The sequence below is a fragment of the Paenibacillus sp. FSL H8-0175 genome, from assembly GCF_045040615.1.
GTDB classification, from domain to species: Bacteria; Bacillota; Bacilli; order Paenibacillales; family Paenibacillaceae; genus Paenibacillus_AQ; species Paenibacillus_AQ odorifer.
In genome coordinates this window covers 6,247,309-6,263,836 of record NZ_CP150299.1, presented here as the reverse complement: position 1 = coordinate 6,263,836, position 16,528 = coordinate 6,247,309, and the positions used below count along the sequence as shown (strand labels likewise).

The following is a 16,528-nucleotide window of genomic DNA, read 5'->3' as shown; positions in this document are numbered from 1 at the left end:
GATGAAAATAAAGGCTAAACTCTTAATTGGTTTTAGTGCGATGCTGGCGATTATGCTGGCACTTACAATGATTGGATACGATCGTTTGGATTATATGAATGGTCAGCTTGAGGGTTACCAGGATAGATATATGAAGGGGCGCTCTTCTTCAGGTATGCGTGGAGAAGTGAATGATATGGCGCGCATATTAACGACGACCATGTTAAGCGCGGATACATCAACGGTAGAATCACAAAAAAAAGAGATTGATAAAAAAATAGCTAAGGCGAATGAGCACTACGACAAAATAAAAGAATCAATGACTAGCGCTGAAGAGATGCAGATCGTTAATCAAATTGATGATTCTTATACGATCTATCTAAATTATCAGGAAAAAATATTGAAGCTGCTATCAGCTGGTTATTTCCAGAATGCCAGCACGTATTCTAACACAGAGGGACAAGCGATTCAGAATGCCGTGTTAAATGCTCTGAACAGTCTCTCTGATTATAATGCCTTTATTATGAATGAAGAGAGCGCAAAAGCTAAAGATGCCTATCAAAGCTCTACTCAGATGGTCATCTTGATGATGATTGTGGGCCTGCTACTTGGACTTGGAGTTGTTCTATGGATCATTCCAAGCATTACGCGGGGGCTTAATGTCGTTTCGATGATGATTACCAGCTTTGGCAACGGCAGAATTCGGGCCATAAGGCGCATAAAGGTTACTTCGAAAGATGAGATTGGTGAGGTTGCCCTTGTCTTTAAGAAAATGGCATTAGATCTTGAAGAGAAACAGCAAATGGAACAGGCTTATGCACAGGCACAGAATGATCAATCCTGGCTGAATGCAAATGTTGCTCAGGTGACAGAACTTCTCCGGGGGGTTAGCTCATTGGATCAGGTCTCACAGACCTTTATCAACGAGTTCACCCCTGTGCTGGGAGCCCAGTTTGGGGCAGTATATTTGAAGGATGCTAACCGTCCCGATTTTTTACGAAGCAGTGGTTATTATGCAGTAGATAACGATAAGAAACCAAAGGAAGGTTTTTTGATTGGAGAAGGGCTTGTAGGACAAAGTGCGCTTGATATGCACCCAATCAGATTGGAGCGGGCTCCTGAAGATTATATCTCCGTGAAATCCGGCTTTGTGGATTCACAGCCAGGATATATTTCCATTCATCCGCTTATTTTTGAAGACGAGCTGCTCGGTGTAGTAGAATTCGCTTCATTCCAGCCATTTAGCAGTCTGAAAAATGATTTGCTGCAACAACTTGCGAATAATTTAAGCATTATTTTCAATAATATTAGTCGTCGTCTGATTGTAGAGAAATTACTGCGTGAGTCACAAGCACTTACGGAAGAACTGCAATGTCAGTCAGAGGAGCTGCAGACTCAGCAAGAAGAACTGCGCCGTTCTAATGAGAACTTGGAAGAGCAGACAGATGCGCTTAAACGTTCAGAAGAACTGCTGCAACGTCAGCAGGAGGAACTGGAGCATTACAATACGGAACTCGTCGCCAAGACTCGTGCACTAGAGGAGCAAGTGCAGGAGGTTGAGGAGAAAAAAGATGAAATTGAGCATGCTAAGGTTCAGCTAGAGAAACAGGCTATGCAATTATCCGTGACTAGTAAATATAAATCGGAATTTATGGCGAACATGTCCCATGAATTGCGGACGCCGCTCAACAGTCTGCTGATCTTGTCTCAGCTGCTTACTGAGAACAAAGATGGTAATCTAACGGAGAAACAGGTTGAATTTGCCCATACGATTTACATGTCAGGTGCTGACCTGCTTAAAATGATTGATGAAATTCTCGATCTATCCAAGGTTGATGCAGGAAAAATGGAACTGAATCATGAAGAAATTAAACTGACTGAGCTGAAAAGCTTTGTGAAGCAGAATTTTGCTCCGCAGGCGATCAAAAAAGGACTCTCCTTACGGATAGCCTTTAACGAGCCGCTGCCAGATAGCGTTATTGCCGATAGTCACCGGTTGAAGCAGGTCTTAAGAAATCTGCTCTCCAATGCCTTTAAATTTACAACCGAAGGTTTTATTGAGTTTTCAGTTAGCCCGGCAGATAATAATCTCTTGCCACTAAATCTGCCGAGTGATAATGAATATATTGCTATTGCTGTGAAGGACAGTGGCATTGGTATTCCGGCTGACAAAACAGATATTGTATTCGAAGCCTTCCAGCAGGTAGACGGAACAACCAGCCGTAAATATGGAGGCACGGGGTTGGGATTGTCGATCAGCCGTGAATTGGTTCGTATAATGGGTGGCGCTATTGTGCTCGAATCCCGTGAGGGACAAGGCAGTACCTTCACTTTATATTTGCCGGTGAAGGCAAATTACAGTAAACAACGTGCAGAAATAGAAGCTGCGGTGTCCAAAGAGGATTCCACATATGATGAATATATTGGAGACATGCTTCCAACCTTAGTGCCAGCAGCCGTTAACGTACCCCTTCCACAACTGACAATTGAGGATGATCGTGACAATTTGACGGCAAATGACAAAGTCCTGCTTATTATTGAAGATGATGAAAGCTTTGCGAAAATCTTGTTAGACATGGCTCGTGGGCGCAGATTTAAAGGTTTAGTAGCGCTTCAAGGCGATATTGGACTACAGATGGCAAAAACTTATTTGCCAGATGCGATCATTCTCGATATACAGCTGCCTGTAATGGACGGCTGGACCATCCTTAGAGAGCTGAAAAGTGCATCTCAGACCCGTCACATTCCTGTTCATGTTATCTCAGTGAACGATGAAGTGAAGCAAGGATTAATGATGGGAGCTATGGCGTATCTTAGAAAACCATCTTCAAGAGAAGCATTGGAGCGGGCTTTCTCACAAATTGAGAACTATACGTCCAGCACAGTGAAGTACCTTCTGATTGTTGAAGATGATGAGATTCAACGTCGTTCCATTATGGAATTGATTGGTCACGATGATGTAGCTATCACCGCGGTATCAACCGGCAATGAGGCACTGATGGAGCTGCGCAAGCAGAGATATGATTGTATGGTTCTGGATCTTATGCTTGGGGATATGAACGGCTTTGAATTGCTGGATCAGATTCGTGATGATGAAGAATTAAATGATCTTCCTATTATTATTTATACAGGTAAGGATTTAGATAGCAAAGAGGAGACACAGCTCCGCAAGTATGCTGAATCCATAATTATTAAGGATGTTCGTTCTCCGGAACGACTACTGGATGAGACAACGTTGTTCTTGCACCGGGTAGAAGCCAATCTTCCGGAAGATAAACGTAAAATTTTGCAGAAGCTGCATAACAAAGAAGAGTTATTCGAAGGGAAGAAAATACTGCTCGTCGATGATGATATTCGTAATGTTTTTGCACTCTCTAGTGTACTGGAAGAATACCACATGGAAGTGAAGTTTGCGGAGAATGGACGTGAAGCGCTGGAAATGCTGGTAGAGCAAGAAGATTTTGATCTCGTGCTTATGGATATGATGATGCCGGAAATGGACGGATATGAAGCTATGCGCCGAATCCGTGAAATGCCGCAATATCAGAAACTGCCTATTATTGCGCTTACCGCCAAAGCAATGAAAGAGGATCGCGCCAAATGTATTGAAGCGGGAGCTTCTGATTATATGAAGAAACCGATCGCAACAGGTCAACTTCTTTCGTTAATGCGTGTCTGGTTGTATTCGTAAACTCAAATTTGGGGTAATACCTTTTTAAGAACTAACATGACTAGAATTACGGTGTGTTAATAAGGGAGTCGGGATAACAATGAAAGCGATAGAACACGGATATGAGGAGCAGCCCGTTATGGTAGGAAGTGACGAGTTGGAGCAAATTGAGATCGAGCTGCTCCTTGATGGAGTACACCGTTTATATGGATATGATTTCCGGAATTATGCGTTGCCTTCTTTGAAGCGACGTATCTGGCATCATGTGCATGCGGAGAATGTACACAGCATATCCGCGCTGCAAGAAAAGGTGCTGCATGATCGTGCCTGTTTTGAACGATTTGTCTATAGTCTCTCCATTCCGGTTACCGAAATGTTTAGGGACCCGGGGTTATTTTTAACGTTTCGCCAGAAGGTAGTTCCGTTGTTGAGGACTTATCCCTATATTCGTATCTGGCATGCTGGATGCTCCACTGGTGAAGAAGTATACTCTATGGCCATCCTGCTTCATGAAGAAGGGCTTTACGATAAGGCTCGGATTTATGCCACAGATATGAATGAGCGTTCTTTACAGCAGGCTAAGGAAGGCGTCTATGATATTAGCAGAATGAAGCAGTACACTAAGAATTATTTGGAGGCGGGAGGTACCCGGGCATTCTCTGAATACTATACAGCGAAGTATAACTCGGTTATTTTACAGCCATATTTACGCAAAAACATTATATTCGCTGAGCATAACTTGGCTACAGATACTTCTTTTAATGAGTTTAATGTTATTTTCTGCCGCAATGTGATGATCTATTTCAATGATGAGCTGCGGGATCATGTTCACGGCTTGTTTCATGAAAGTTTGAGTCGTTTTGGAATACTTGTTCTAGGCTCTAAAGAATCCATTCACTTTACGAAGTACAGCGATTGTTATGAGTCTTTGGACAGAGTAGAAAAAATATACCGTAACATAAAATAACGCATGAAGGAGGGTGGTCCTATGGGGTTTCAAGAACCAATTCATATACTACTAGTAGATGACCGTCCTGAAAATCTGCTGGCGCTGGAGGCGGTACTTGAAAGCCAGCATTATGAGCTAGTCAAAGCCACCTCCGGCGAAGAAGCGCTGCGGTGTTTGTTAAGGTATGATTTTGCTGTCATCGTACTGGACGTGCAGATGCCAGGTATGGATGGGATCGAGACCGCAAAGTTGATTAAAGCCAGAGAAAAAACAAAGGAAATTCCGATTATCTTTATCTCTGCGAATAGTAAGGAAGCGGAGCATTTATTCGCGGGCTATTCTGCAGGGGCTATTGATTATATGGTCAAGCCCTTCATTCCACAAATTCTGAAGTCTAAGATACAAGGTTTTGTCGAGATGTATATTACGAGCAAGAAGCATCAGACTCAGACCATGCTGCTGCAGCAAAAGACGAAAGAACTGGAAATCATAAATAGTGAGCTCGTAAAGGCTAAGGAAGAGGCGGAGATCGCCTCCAAAGCGAAGTCGGAATTTCTGGCTATGATGAGTCATGAGATTCGTACACCAATGAATGGCGTAGTGGGTATGATTGATTTATTAATGGAGACTGACCTTGCTCCTGAGCAGAAGGAGTATTCCGAGATCATTCGGAAAAGTGCAGACACGTTGATTACGGTTATAAACGATATTCTTGATTTCACCAAAATGGAATCCGGTAAAATGGAAATCGAAGAGCAGCTGTTCGAACTTCGCACATGTATTCAAGAGGTGTTCAGCCTCTTTTCGGTGGAAGCGGGAAAAAAGAACCTGGAGCTCGCTTATTTTATCGATCAGAAGTTGCCTAGACTTTTATATGGAGATATGGCCCGTTTACGCCAAGTATTAATTAATCTGATTGCTAACGCAGTTAAATTTACGAATCAAGGCGGTGTCTATTTAGTCGCTTCCATCAAAGAAACATCTGGGAACAAGGTAGAAGTCGAGTTCACGATCATGGATACTGGGATTGGTATTTCTCCAGAGAAATGCGACCGATTGTTCCAACCGTTCTCACAGCTGGATTCTTCAATGACACGGAAATACGGGGGGACAGGGCTTGGTTTAGCCATATGTAAATCCCTTGTAGGCATGATGGGCGGAGAAATACGGGTAGAATCCATGGAGCAAAAAGGAGCTACCTTTATTTTTACGATACAAGCATCCGTACCTGGAGAAGATTTGACAGGAGGTTATCAAGAAGAGGAATCGCCTCATCTTCTTCTTAATCAGGAGAGCAGAAGCCGAATCCTTGTTGTAGATGACCATCCTATCAATCAGCGTCTGATGGTTAGCATGCTAGATAAGCTCGGCTATGAAGCTGATATGGCTGAGGACGGGAAACAGGCTGTGCAAATGGCGCTTAAGCAGCCCTATGATTTTATCTTTATGGATCTCCAAATGCCAGTAATGGATGGCCTGGAGGCAACCGCTCAAATCCGTCGAGAAGGCGGTCCGGCGGCTGAGAAGACTATTATTATTGCAATGACTGCGAATGTCATGGATGGCATCCAGAATCGCTGTAAAGCCTCAGGAATGGATGACTATATCAGCAAGCCACTTAAGATGAGTAGTATTAAGCAGATTATCTCTCGGTATTCTAGCAGCGATAATCGGATGGTTGAAACAGATACCTCTATTTTTCAGGCGTAACCCAAGATTTACTAGTTTATATTTTAATGTTATTTGTTTCAAAGGTAGGACTATGAGGTTATTAATATAGAAAATATTTATCAGGAGAGATCGTCTATGAACACGCATAAAAGTAATAAGTTTCACGCTAAGACAGAGACAAAAGAAAGTGTATGTACGGTTTTCCTGAATGGTGAACTTGATCTATCCGTGGCTTCCGATTTCCGTTTGGTAATGGAGCCGCTTGTAGGTGATACGAAGCATGATTTAGTAATAAATCTTAAAGAATTAAAATACATCGATAGCACGGGTATTGGTATTCTACTTTCGATCCTGAAATCAAGACAAGGTATGGACGTTAAGTTTATGGTTGAGGATGTTCCTCCCCAAATTCAGAAGCTGTTTGACATGACTGGTATTACCAAGTTTTTTGCCTCCCAAGAGAATTCCCACTAGGAAAGGATAGAACAAAGAATGAGTGATGATGTGCAAAAAGTAATTCTTCAGCTGCCGGCTAGCGCAGAGTATGTGGATATTGTTAGGTTGAATTTATATGGTATTGCTTCAAAAATGGGCTTCACCTACGAAGATATTGAAGATATGAAGGTAGCTGTATCAGAGGCGTGTAACAACTCAGTATTGTACGCCTATGGACAACAAGACGGAATGGTTGATGTAATCTTTGAGGTGGGTGAAAGTGCCCTATCCATTACAGTCAAAGACGAGGGGGAGAGCTTTGACGGTTTGGAAGACTCGTCCAGTGAGCGTATGACACTGCATGATAAAGAGTTAAGTGACGTTCAGGTCGGCGGTTTAGGGTTCTACTTAATGCAAGCGTTGATGGATGACGTGAGCGTCGTAAGTGAGGCCGGAAGAGGGACGGTAGTAACTTTGAAGAAGCACCTTAACTTTAGCGAGGAAAAGGTATGAGTGATAAGGTGACTCCCCCCGAGTCCATGAATGAAGCAGTCACCCAAATTTGGGAATATCAGCAGACTAAGGATAATGAACGCGCAACAGTGCTGATTAAGAAATATGAGCCTATGGTAAAAATGGCTGCTGGAAAAATTTCTCGCAACCGCCCCGACTTGTATGAGGATTTATATCAGGTCGGGCAAATGGCGCTCATCCGGTTATTACAGCAATATGATATTAGCCTTGGAATCCCTTTTGAGCCCTATGCGATGAAAAGCATGATTGGACATATGAAGAATTTCCTACGTGATAAATCTTGGTACATACAGGTACCTAGACGGATTAAAGAAAAGGGAGCACTTGTTCAACACGCGATTGACGAACTAACAGTGAAGCTGGAACGTTCGCCTGCGGTGGATGAGATTGCTCATTATCTTGATTTGTCTGTTGAAGAAACTGTAGAAGTACTGGCGGGCAGAGAATGTTATCATTACGTCTCCCTAGACTCGCCCCTTTCTCAAGAGGAGACAGGAGCCACACTAGGCGAGCTGATCAGCTCTGACGCAAATGATTACGAGACCGTAGAGAAACGTATGGATTTGCAACAAGCACTAGGTCAATTGAAGGAACAGGAGCAGCAGGTGCTGCTGTTAGCGTTCCAAGATGGACAATCCCAGCGGGCGATCGCCCAGAAGCTGGGGGTATCACAGATGAGCGTTTCACGCATACAGAAGCGGGCCACTGAGAAGTTAAAGCAGATTATGGCCAACTCTTCCTATTGAGTTCCTGTATGGGTAATATACATTTTCGACGATAAGGACATGCCTCTCTCCGCTGACTGGAGACCCGCATGTCCTTTATTTGTATACTGTTGTAGACTTATTCCCCCGCTTGTCCGTCCAACCTAGAGGATTAGACGGACAAGCGGGGGAAGCGGTCGATAGTTGGGGAATAGATTGATAGTCTTGCGGTTAGCTATTAGCATCAATGTATTTTTTAATTTCGCCAAGATACTCTCCGATTACTGGAACATTAAGAAAAAGACTAAGAATGTAGCCTAATAAACCAAGGACTACAAATGTTCCGAGAGATAGTCCAAGTCCCCGAGATATACCGGCCATCAGGTTTGTGATGATTCTTTTTTTCGGATCTGAATAGTTGTCGAGAATGTCTTTGAATTCTGATTTTTCCAGTGAGTGAGCGATCTTATCAAGACGACTGTTTAAGCGTTTCACTTCATGTCGCAACTCGAAAGGATGTTCATCAATTTCATAAGGTTTTGTTTGGTTATTTGAATCTGCCATGCGCCATCCCTGCTTTCTATAGCCCGAACGGGCATTAATTAAATGTCTAGTTGTATCTGCTGATGTGAATAAAGGTGTAACTAAACAACAGCCAGCTGCGGTCAGCTGGCTGTTGTTTGTTAAAGTGATAGCTGTATGATGCCGCAGATTAGTAATTGGATTTATAGGAGGATTTTACATCCTCTTTCGCATCCTTAGCCTGATTGGCAACCTCTTTAGAGGATGCTTTAGCTTCATCAGCTACGTCTTTAGAGGCGTCTTTAACATCCGAGCTTACATTGCTTGAGGCTTCACTTACAGTGTCACCAATTTTACTTCCAGCCTCTTGAAGAGTGGCGGCAATTTGTTGTTTGCTGTCACTGACAGTGGTATAGATATCAGAAGCTTTATCTGACACCGTACTAGCCAAATCGGTTGCTTTTTCGCCAACGGTTGTCGCAATAGCTTTGGTTTTGTCAGTTACGGCACCAGCAACTTCTTTGGTCTTGTCTGTAGCTTGAGAAAGTTTATCTGACAGATCACTGCGCATTTCACGACCAGGCTTTGGTGCAAATAGCAGGGCTGCTGCGGCACCAATTAAGCTACCAATAAAGATACCTTTTAATAAGCTGCTTCCGTTCTCTACTTCATGTTCTACGTTACTCATCACCAATCACTCCTTATAATTTATCTTACTTCGTATATAAACTTTGGCGTATGGGCTGAAACAGTTGAAGAGCAAGGGGGAGATTACGGGAGTTTAAGGGAGGATACGGTAACCTAGAGGGCTTTAGGTCATATAAACCGCCTTTTTAAGGCTTTATCAAGATTTGTTTATGCGCAAAAAGAAGGGCGAAGACAGGCTGTGATATGCAGCATATGTCTCCATCCTTCCACGATTGAATTTATAATGTTACGGATTAATCATTAACGGCTTGGAGTACCGCATAGCCGAATTCAGGCAGATTCAGATGCAGCTGGGATGTGGAGGTTTCAGTCCGTTTCTGCGTCTTTAGATTTACCCATATTGTGTCTGCTCCGGTTACAGGAATGATGACTTCGGCCATAACATCTTCATTGTTCAATACGATTATAAACCGGCTTTGTTTGTCCCACCGCTCATATACAAGCAGCTTTGGATAACCCGGAATCTCCAGCGCTTTAAATCCACTGCTCCGGAATGCGGGATGAGATTTACGAAGGCTGATCGTCCAGCGATAGTATTCGAACAATTCTTGATTCTGTTTCTGGGAGTCCCACTCCATACATTTTCGGTTGTCCGGATCGTATCCGCCATCCATGCCGATTTCATCGCCATAATAAACACAGGGTGCTCCTTGAAAGGTCATCTGGAACAAAACGGCCAGCTTTAACTTCCTGATGTCACCGCCACAAAGTGTCAGGAAACGAACTGTATCATGGCTGTCTAGCAGATTAAAGGCGGCTTCCGTAATTTGCTGCGGATAATTCGCTAGCATAGTAGCAACCGACTGAGAGAATTGTGCAGCATTGATCTGTCCGTGAGCGAAAAAATTAATTTGAATATTCGTTAGCGGGTAATTCATAACGGCGTCAAATTGATCGCCAAGCAGCCACGGCAAGGAATCATGCATGATTTCTCCTACGAGATAGGCTTCTGGATTAATGCTTTTGATCGCACTGCAGAATTGCCGCCAGAACGAATGGGAGACTTCATTTGCGACATCAAGCCGCCAGCCGTCTATACCGATTTCCTCGATCCAATAGCGGCCTGCATTCAGTAGATATTCTATGACTTCAGGATTCTCAGTGTTGAACTTAGGCATGATAGGCTCAAATGCAAAGGTGTCATAGGTGGGAATTCCGTCGATGACCTGTGGCGGCCACTCGCGTACATGGAACCAATCCGCATAACGTGAAGATTGCCCGTTCGCGAGCAGATCAACAAATGGCGGGAAGGTATGTCCGCAATGATTAAAGACACCGTCCAGGATGACACGGATGCCTTTGGAGTGACAGGAGTCCACAAGCTCTTTCAGCAATGTATTGGTGCCAAAATGAGGATCGACCAAATAATAATCTTTTGTATCGTATTTATGATTGGTGGTTGCCGCAAATAAAGGATTAAAATATATAGCATTGATGCCCAATTCACAGAGATAATCCAAATGATCTAGTACACCCTGTAAGTCCCCTCCGAAGAAATTCCGAGGGCTCGGCGTGCCGCCCCATTCCAATACATCTGTCGGATCGTTGGTGGGATCCCCATTCGCGAAACGCTCCGGGAATATTTGATAAAATACTGCATCTTTCACCCACGATGGAGGGGAGTGCACATCTTCACGATTCAAAAATGGAAAGTCGAACAAGCCCTCATATACCACAGCAGGTGGCTCTGGATAAAAACCTTTTTCCAAAAAATAAAGAACTTCGTCTTTGTCATAAAGCGCAAAGTAATACGCGAGTCTGCGGTAAACGGGACGGACGGAGGCTTGCCAGTAATCGAACAAGCCGTCAGAAGCGAGGCGCTGCATTGGAATGACCTCATGCGTTTTGTCCCAGCCAAATTTATCTCCACAGAAAAGATCGATCTGTGATACGTTGTCCCGCTTAGTTCTTATGCGAATATGAAGTGTAGACTCATCGTAGGCATATGACCAATTTTGTCCCATACGGTGATAAACGGCTTCCGGTTGAATCATACTCATTTTCCATCCCTTCGGGCATGTAAACGCAAAAAAGGGCCAACCTCATGATTTTCAGAGGTTGAACCCTTGGCGGTTTCATTGCCTTTAAATTTGTCTGCATCTTACCATAACCCTCAAGAGCAAAGCAAGAGGTTATTTCACAAGAATTTACAATATGGAATTTTTAGTATGTGGTAGGGATAAAGAGAAAATAAAAGAAAAGAAAAGATAAACTTTGTTAAACCGTCTTTTTTGGACTTATACTCTGATTGCAATCAAAATTATGGATATTATAGAATGAGGGCGAACGAACTTGATTTTTCATAACACGCATTCAAATTAAAGGCACTGTTACCTGGAAAGGTACAACCTCGGCACTTTGTGCAAATGAGGTTGTACCTTTTTTATATGCTTTTTTTCAATGCGGGTTAGGTTTAATCACTCATGAACGAAGGGGAGATGAGCAAATGAAGAAGAGTAAACGTTCCAAAATGCAAGCGGTAACATTTAGTTTAGTCCTATGCCTGCTGTTAACTTTGACGGTCACCGCATGCGGTTCAGGCAATGGGAACTCCGCATCAAAGCCGAATTCGAGTCCGAATTCCGCAGTGAACGAGCCGGGGGGAACCACAAATGAGACAAATACTTCCGGAGAGAATACCACCGATGAGGAAATGAAACCAGAAGCAGGGGCCAAACTGATGGTCTGGGAAGCCAAGGAGCAGCTTGAGTACATGAAGCAGATTGCTGCTGATTTCGAAAAAGAATATGGTGTTCCCGTCACAGTTGAGGAAATGGCAGGTGGTGATCAAGGCGCAAGACTGGCGACGGATGGTCCGTCTAAACTTGCTGCAGATGTGTTGACTCTGCCCCATGACCAGATCGGGCAAGCCGTAAAAGCAGGGCTGCTTTTGCCAAATGATGTTTTTGAGGAAGAAACCAAATCAACGATGGTGGCAACAGCCGTTCAGGCATCGTCTTATGATGGCATTCTTTACGGTTATCCTAAATCGGTAGAAACCTATGCGCTGTTCTACAACAAGGACCTGATTCCTGACGCTCCTAAAACGTGGGATGATGTGATTGCTTTTGCAGATACGTACAACAATCCGAAGGAAAACAAATTCGCAATCATGTGGGAATTCGTCGGATATTACAGCTATCCGTTTATTGGCAGCTTCGGCGGATATATTTACGGAGACAACAATACGAATTTCAAGGATATTGGATTGAACAATGAAGGCACTATCAAAGGGTTTACGTTTCTGCAGAGCCTCAAAAAAATTCTGCCTTTGAATGCAGGAGATATCACTTATGACGTGAAAACACAGTTGTTCCAAGAAGGTAAGCTGGCGATGAATATCGACGGGCCGTGGTCCATAGCGGCGTTTAAGGAAAATGTTAACCTGGGTGTGGCGCCTCTTCCAAAGGGACCTGACGGTCAAGACAGTCTTTCTTTCTCCGGGGTCAAATCGTATTATGTCAACTCATATACGGAATATCCGGTCGCAGGCCGTTTGTTCGCACATTTTGCAAGCAATAAGGAGAATCAGCTTAAGAATTTTGAGATGACGGGAGCGATTCCTGCGAGTATAGAGGCTGGAGAAGCGCCGGAAATCAAAGATGACCCTATTATTGGCGGATTCTTCGAGCAATTCCAAAATTCCGTTCCAATGCCTTCCGTTTCAGAAATTAAATCGGTCTGGGAACCCCTAAAAGCAGCGTTTGTGTCCCTGTGGAACGACTCAAATCTTGATGTTAAACAGACGCTGGATCAGACTGTAACCACGATTCAGGCCGATCTGGAGTCGAAGTAAAGGGCAGGTGATTTAACCATGAGGAAGAAAACAGGCGCAGCGCTACTCTCGGCTATTATTCCGGGACTGGGCCAGTTCTACAACCGGCAGTGGCTGAAAGGATTGGTATTCCTGCTGGTGGGGTCTGCTGGAATCTACTATATTGCTCATGATCTGATGGGACATTTGCATGGCTTAATTACGCTTGGTGAATTTCCAAGCCGTATGGTCAAGGTAGGCAAATTAACCCGGATGGTGGAAGGCGACCACTCCATTTTTATGATGATCAATGGTCTAATGGCATTGCTGGCGCTGCTCTTTTATACAGCTTTTCATTTACTGAACATCAGAGATGCATTCCTAGTTGGAGCTGCACGGGAACGGAAAGAGCCCATTCATTCATTCGCTGAATCGCTCAGAGCTATGGGGCGGAGGAATTTTGCCTATCTTGTCCTCGCGATTCCCTTTGTGGCCGTGGTTTTTCTGACGATATTACCACTTGTTTTTTCGGTGCTACTGGCGTTTACGAACTATGCCGACCCCATTTTACCACCAGCACATCTGGTAGACTGGGTGGGTTTCGGTAATTTTAATAAAATGCTTAGTCTGGATGTCTGGAGTTCCACCTTTGGTGGAGTGCTGACTTGGACCTTGATCTGGGCGGTTATTGCTACTGCGACGACTTACATTGGAGGTGTGCTTATTGCAGTACTTATTCACCAGCCCCGTGTCCGCTGCAAAAAGCTTTGGCGCACACTTCTGATCGTTCCTTTCGCTATTCCCAATATGATTTCTCTGCTCGTCATGCGCAATATGTTCAATAATCAATTCGGACCGATCAATAGTTATTTAAGAGCCTTGGGACTGGAGGGTGTGGCCTGGCTAACCAATCCTTTCTGGGCTAAGGTCACTGTAATCCTGGCTAATATGTGGATCGGCATTCCGGTGACCATGATTCTGGCCTTCGGGGTGCTGACAACAATTCCGAAGGATATGTATGAAGCGGCAGAAGTAGACGGTGCTGGGTCATTTTATAAATTCCGCATGATTACGCTGCCCATGGTATTGTTCGCAACCGCACCTATCCTGATTATGCAGTTTGCCGGCAACATTAACAGCTTTAATGTCATTTATCTAATGACTAACGGAGAACCGGTTAATCCTAACTACCAGTACGCGGGCCACACTGACCTGCTGGTGACTTGGCTTTATAAACTGGCGCTGAACCAGTCACAGTACAGCTTTGCTTCTGTCATCGGGATTGTCATCTTCCTGATGGTCGCGACATTCTCCATCTGGAGCTACCGGCGGACGCGATCCTTTAAAGAGGAGGATATGATTGCATGAAGCTAAGACTGACGGAAGCGTTAAAAACGTTTGGAAGCCATTTATTGCTGATTGTGCTCAGTTTTATTAGTCTTTTCCCAGCTTTCTGGATTATTATGTCTTCTTTCAAAACAGGAAACAGTTTGTTCAGTGACTCATTGATTCCTAAGAATTTCACCTTTGTTCATTACAAGGAACTGTTTGAGCAAACTAAATATTTGCTATGGTTCATGAATACGCTAAAGATTGCGGCGTTGTCTACGCTGCTCGGCACCTTTTTGCTGCTGCTGACTTCGTACGCCATTTCTCGTTATCGATTTACGGGCAGAAAAACTACACTAACCACGCTCCTAGTTCTGCAGATGTTTCCGGGATTTATGGCTATGATTGCAGTTTACGTGCTGCTGAACACACTTGGGCTACTGAATTCTCATTGGGCACTTGTGCTCGTGTACAGCAGCGGTGCTATTATCACGAATGTTTTTGTGGCTAAAGGTTTTTTTGATACGATTCCTAAAAGCTTGGAAGATGCTGCGCGAATGGATGGGGCGAGTCATATGAAAGTATTTCTTTCTATCATGATCCCGTTATCTAAGCCGATGCTCACCTATGCCAGCCTTATGATTTTCAACGGCTGCTTTGTGGATTTTATATTCGCCGACCTTGTATTGCGCACGGAGGATACAAGAACGCTCGCCGTTGGGCTTTACCGGATGGTGAACCAAAGTAACTCAACCGAGTTTACGTTGTTCGCTGCCGGAGCGGTATTGGTCGCTCTCCCAGTCACGCTGCTGTTCATTTTCCTACAGCGTTTCTTGGTGGATGGCCTGACCGCAGGTGCAAGCAAAGGATAAGACGAACTGCGCTACCCTTGTGAGGCTACGCTGAATTCCATAAAAACCGCTTTCTACTCAGAGATCAAGATTCTGAGAAGGAAGCGGTTTTTTATATTTTATCCGGTTTCTAAAATCTTCTTGGTGGGGACAGGATTGAAGAATAATGAAAATAGGAGTAGAATTCCTCATGGAACCAACACTTAAGGGAGTTTGTAGAGTACTCAAAAATCCCGGAGCACGGGGTTATTTTCTAGCATTTATTAAATGTGAATACTAATAAGTCCTTGTGAGTTATAGAGCATCTAGTTAAAAGAGGAGAGAAATCATGGAAACCGTATTAGTACGAGAGTATCGGGCGGATTTGCTGGAATGTGTCCATAGTGGGCATATTGCCATCGTAGGAGAGAACGGAAATTCAAAGGGGTATGCAGGTGATCCGGAATTTGTATCGTTCACCCGTTCAGCTGCTAAACCCCTTCAGGCTATTCCAGGCGTACGTGGGGGGATTGTGGAGCATTACGGCTTTACACCCGCAGAGGTTGCCCTGATGACCGCCTCTCATCGGGGAGAGAGCTACCATGTAGCTGCGCTAGAGAGCATATCCTCCAAGATTGGCATCGATGAGCAACAAATGATCTGTGCAACGAGTTACCCGCTGGATTATTCCAGTAGGGAGAACGCCATTCGTGGTGCGGGCAAAAGAAAGTTCTATCATAACTGTGCGGGCAAGCACATGGGTATCTTATCTTACAGTAAGCTCAAAGGTTTGCCGCTTGAAGAATACTCACAGCCGGAGCAAACGGTGCAGCGTGAGATTATCGACACCATTGCTTATATGGCTGGTGTGGCCCCAGACAGTATCGGTTTAGGTACGGACGGATGCGGGCTGCCGGTATTTGCTCTGCCTCTGACCGCCTTGGCGACGGCCTATTTGAAATTAGCCAATCCGGATTTGATTGCAGATGAAGCTACTCGCAAAGCGGTTACTACTATTACAACGGCAATGAATGCTTATCCGGAGATGGTTTCTGGATCTGGTCGCCTTGATTCTATTCTTTTGGAAGATGATAATATTATTGCTAAGGGTGGATTTAAGGGTGTCTATTGCTTCGGCTTACGCCGTGAGCGACTGGGGATTGCTTTCAAGATTCTGGATGGGTCGGAAGAAGAGTGGGGACTTATTGTACAGGGAATTTTAAATCAAATTGGTTATAGTCAGAAAAATACCATGGAAAAGCTGCGCAATGCATTTTCAGGCGTGATTTACAATGACGGGGGTACACGAGTAGGCCATGCGGATACCGAGTTCAAGCTTAATTTCATAAAGTAGGATCATATAAAAAGAGCCCTTCGACTACGAATCCATCTTCTGGATACGCAGCGAAGGGCTTTTTTCTACGAGAAGCGGTGGTCATCTTT

Annotated in this window: 13 protein-coding genes; 10 read left to right on the top strand and 3 right to left on the bottom strand. The window is 44.1% G+C overall.

Annotated features, from left to right (window positions below; translation table 11 throughout):
• Position 1 precedes the first annotated feature (1 nt).
• From MHH46_RS27760 to MHH46_RS27735, 6 genes are all read left to right on the top strand, one after another.
• Complete coding sequence (locus MHH46_RS27760; protein ID WP_076128810.1) at positions 2-3,670, top strand: response regulator; 3,669 nt, start codon at positions 2-4, stop codon at positions 3,668-3,670.
• A gap of 79 nt (positions 3,671-3,749) precedes the next feature.
• Complete coding sequence (locus MHH46_RS27755) at positions 3,750-4,616, top strand: protein-glutamate O-methyltransferase CheR (RefSeq protein WP_051491113.1); 867 nt, start codon at positions 3,750-3,752, stop codon at positions 4,614-4,616.
• A 21-nt stretch (positions 4,617-4,637) separates the two neighbouring features.
• Positions 4,638-6,308 carry a response regulator gene (locus tag MHH46_RS27750; protein ID WP_076128677.1) on the top strand — a complete coding sequence of 557 codons (1,671 nt, stop codon included), beginning with the start codon at positions 4,638-4,640 and terminating at the stop codon, positions 6,306-6,308.
• A gap of 96 nt (positions 6,309-6,404) precedes the next feature.
• Positions 6,405-6,743, top strand: coding sequence for an STAS domain-containing protein (locus MHH46_RS27745; protein ID WP_076128675.1), 339 nt, complete (start codon positions 6,405-6,407; stop codon positions 6,741-6,743).
• Between the two features lie 18 nt (positions 6,744-6,761).
• A complete protein-coding gene (gene rsbW / locus MHH46_RS27740; protein WP_036680217.1) occupies positions 6,762-7,217 on the top strand; it encodes an anti-sigma B factor RsbW in 456 nt (151 codons plus the stop codon).
• Entirely contained in the window at positions 7,214-7,984 is a 771-nt protein-coding gene (locus MHH46_RS27735; protein ID WP_076128673.1) for a sigma-70 family RNA polymerase sigma factor, read from the top strand. The genes rsbW and MHH46_RS27735 overlap by 4 nt, the downstream gene beginning before the upstream one ends.
• 189 nt (positions 7,985-8,173) lie before the next feature.
• On the opposite strand, the gene MHH46_RS27730 is transcribed toward MHH46_RS27735, so the two are convergent.
• From MHH46_RS27730 to MHH46_RS27720, 3 genes are all read right to left on the bottom strand, one after another.
• Entirely contained in the window at positions 8,174-8,506 is a 333-nt protein-coding gene (locus tag MHH46_RS27730; RefSeq protein WP_036680215.1) for a DUF5665 domain-containing protein, read from the bottom strand.
• 148 nt (positions 8,507-8,654) lie between these two features.
• Complete coding sequence (locus MHH46_RS27725) at positions 8,655-9,152, bottom strand: YtxH domain-containing protein (RefSeq protein WP_076128671.1); 498 nt, start codon at positions 9,150-9,152, stop codon at positions 8,655-8,657.
• 253 nt (positions 9,153-9,405) lie between these two features.
• Positions 9,406-11,172, bottom strand: a complete 1,767-nt coding sequence (locus MHH46_RS27720) for a glycoside hydrolase family 13 protein (RefSeq protein WP_305953558.1) — start codon at positions 11,170-11,172, stop codon at positions 9,406-9,408.
• Positions 11,173-11,618: 446 nt separating this feature from the next.
• Between MHH46_RS27720 and MHH46_RS27715 the strand changes: the two genes are divergently transcribed.
• The 4 genes from MHH46_RS27715 to MHH46_RS27700 all read left to right on the top strand — a co-directional run bounded on the left by MHH46_RS27715 (position 11,619) and on the right by MHH46_RS27700 (position 16,439).
• The gene (locus MHH46_RS27715) at positions 11,619-12,968 is read left to right on the top strand and encodes a maltose ABC transporter substrate-binding protein (RefSeq protein WP_256715815.1); all 1,350 of its coding nucleotides are present in this window, start codon (positions 11,619-11,621) and stop codon (positions 12,966-12,968) included.
• Between the two features lie 18 nt (positions 12,969-12,986).
• Positions 12,987-14,294 carry a carbohydrate ABC transporter permease gene (locus MHH46_RS27710; RefSeq protein ID WP_076193661.1) on the top strand — a complete coding sequence of 436 codons (1,308 nt, stop codon included), beginning with the start codon at positions 12,987-12,989 and terminating at the stop codon, positions 14,292-14,294.
• Positions 14,291-15,127: a sugar ABC transporter permease gene (locus tag MHH46_RS27705; protein WP_076128667.1), complete on the top strand. Its 837-nt coding sequence runs from the start codon at positions 14,291-14,293 to the stop codon at positions 15,125-15,127. Before MHH46_RS27710 ends, MHH46_RS27705 begins: the two co-directional genes overlap by 4 nt.
• Positions 15,128-15,434: 307 nt before the next feature.
• The gene (locus MHH46_RS27700) at positions 15,435-16,439 is read left to right on the top strand and encodes an asparaginase (RefSeq protein WP_076193663.1); all 1,005 of its coding nucleotides are present in this window, start codon (positions 15,435-15,437) and stop codon (positions 16,437-16,439) included.
• The last annotated feature ends 89 nt before the right edge of the window (positions 16,440-16,528 follow it).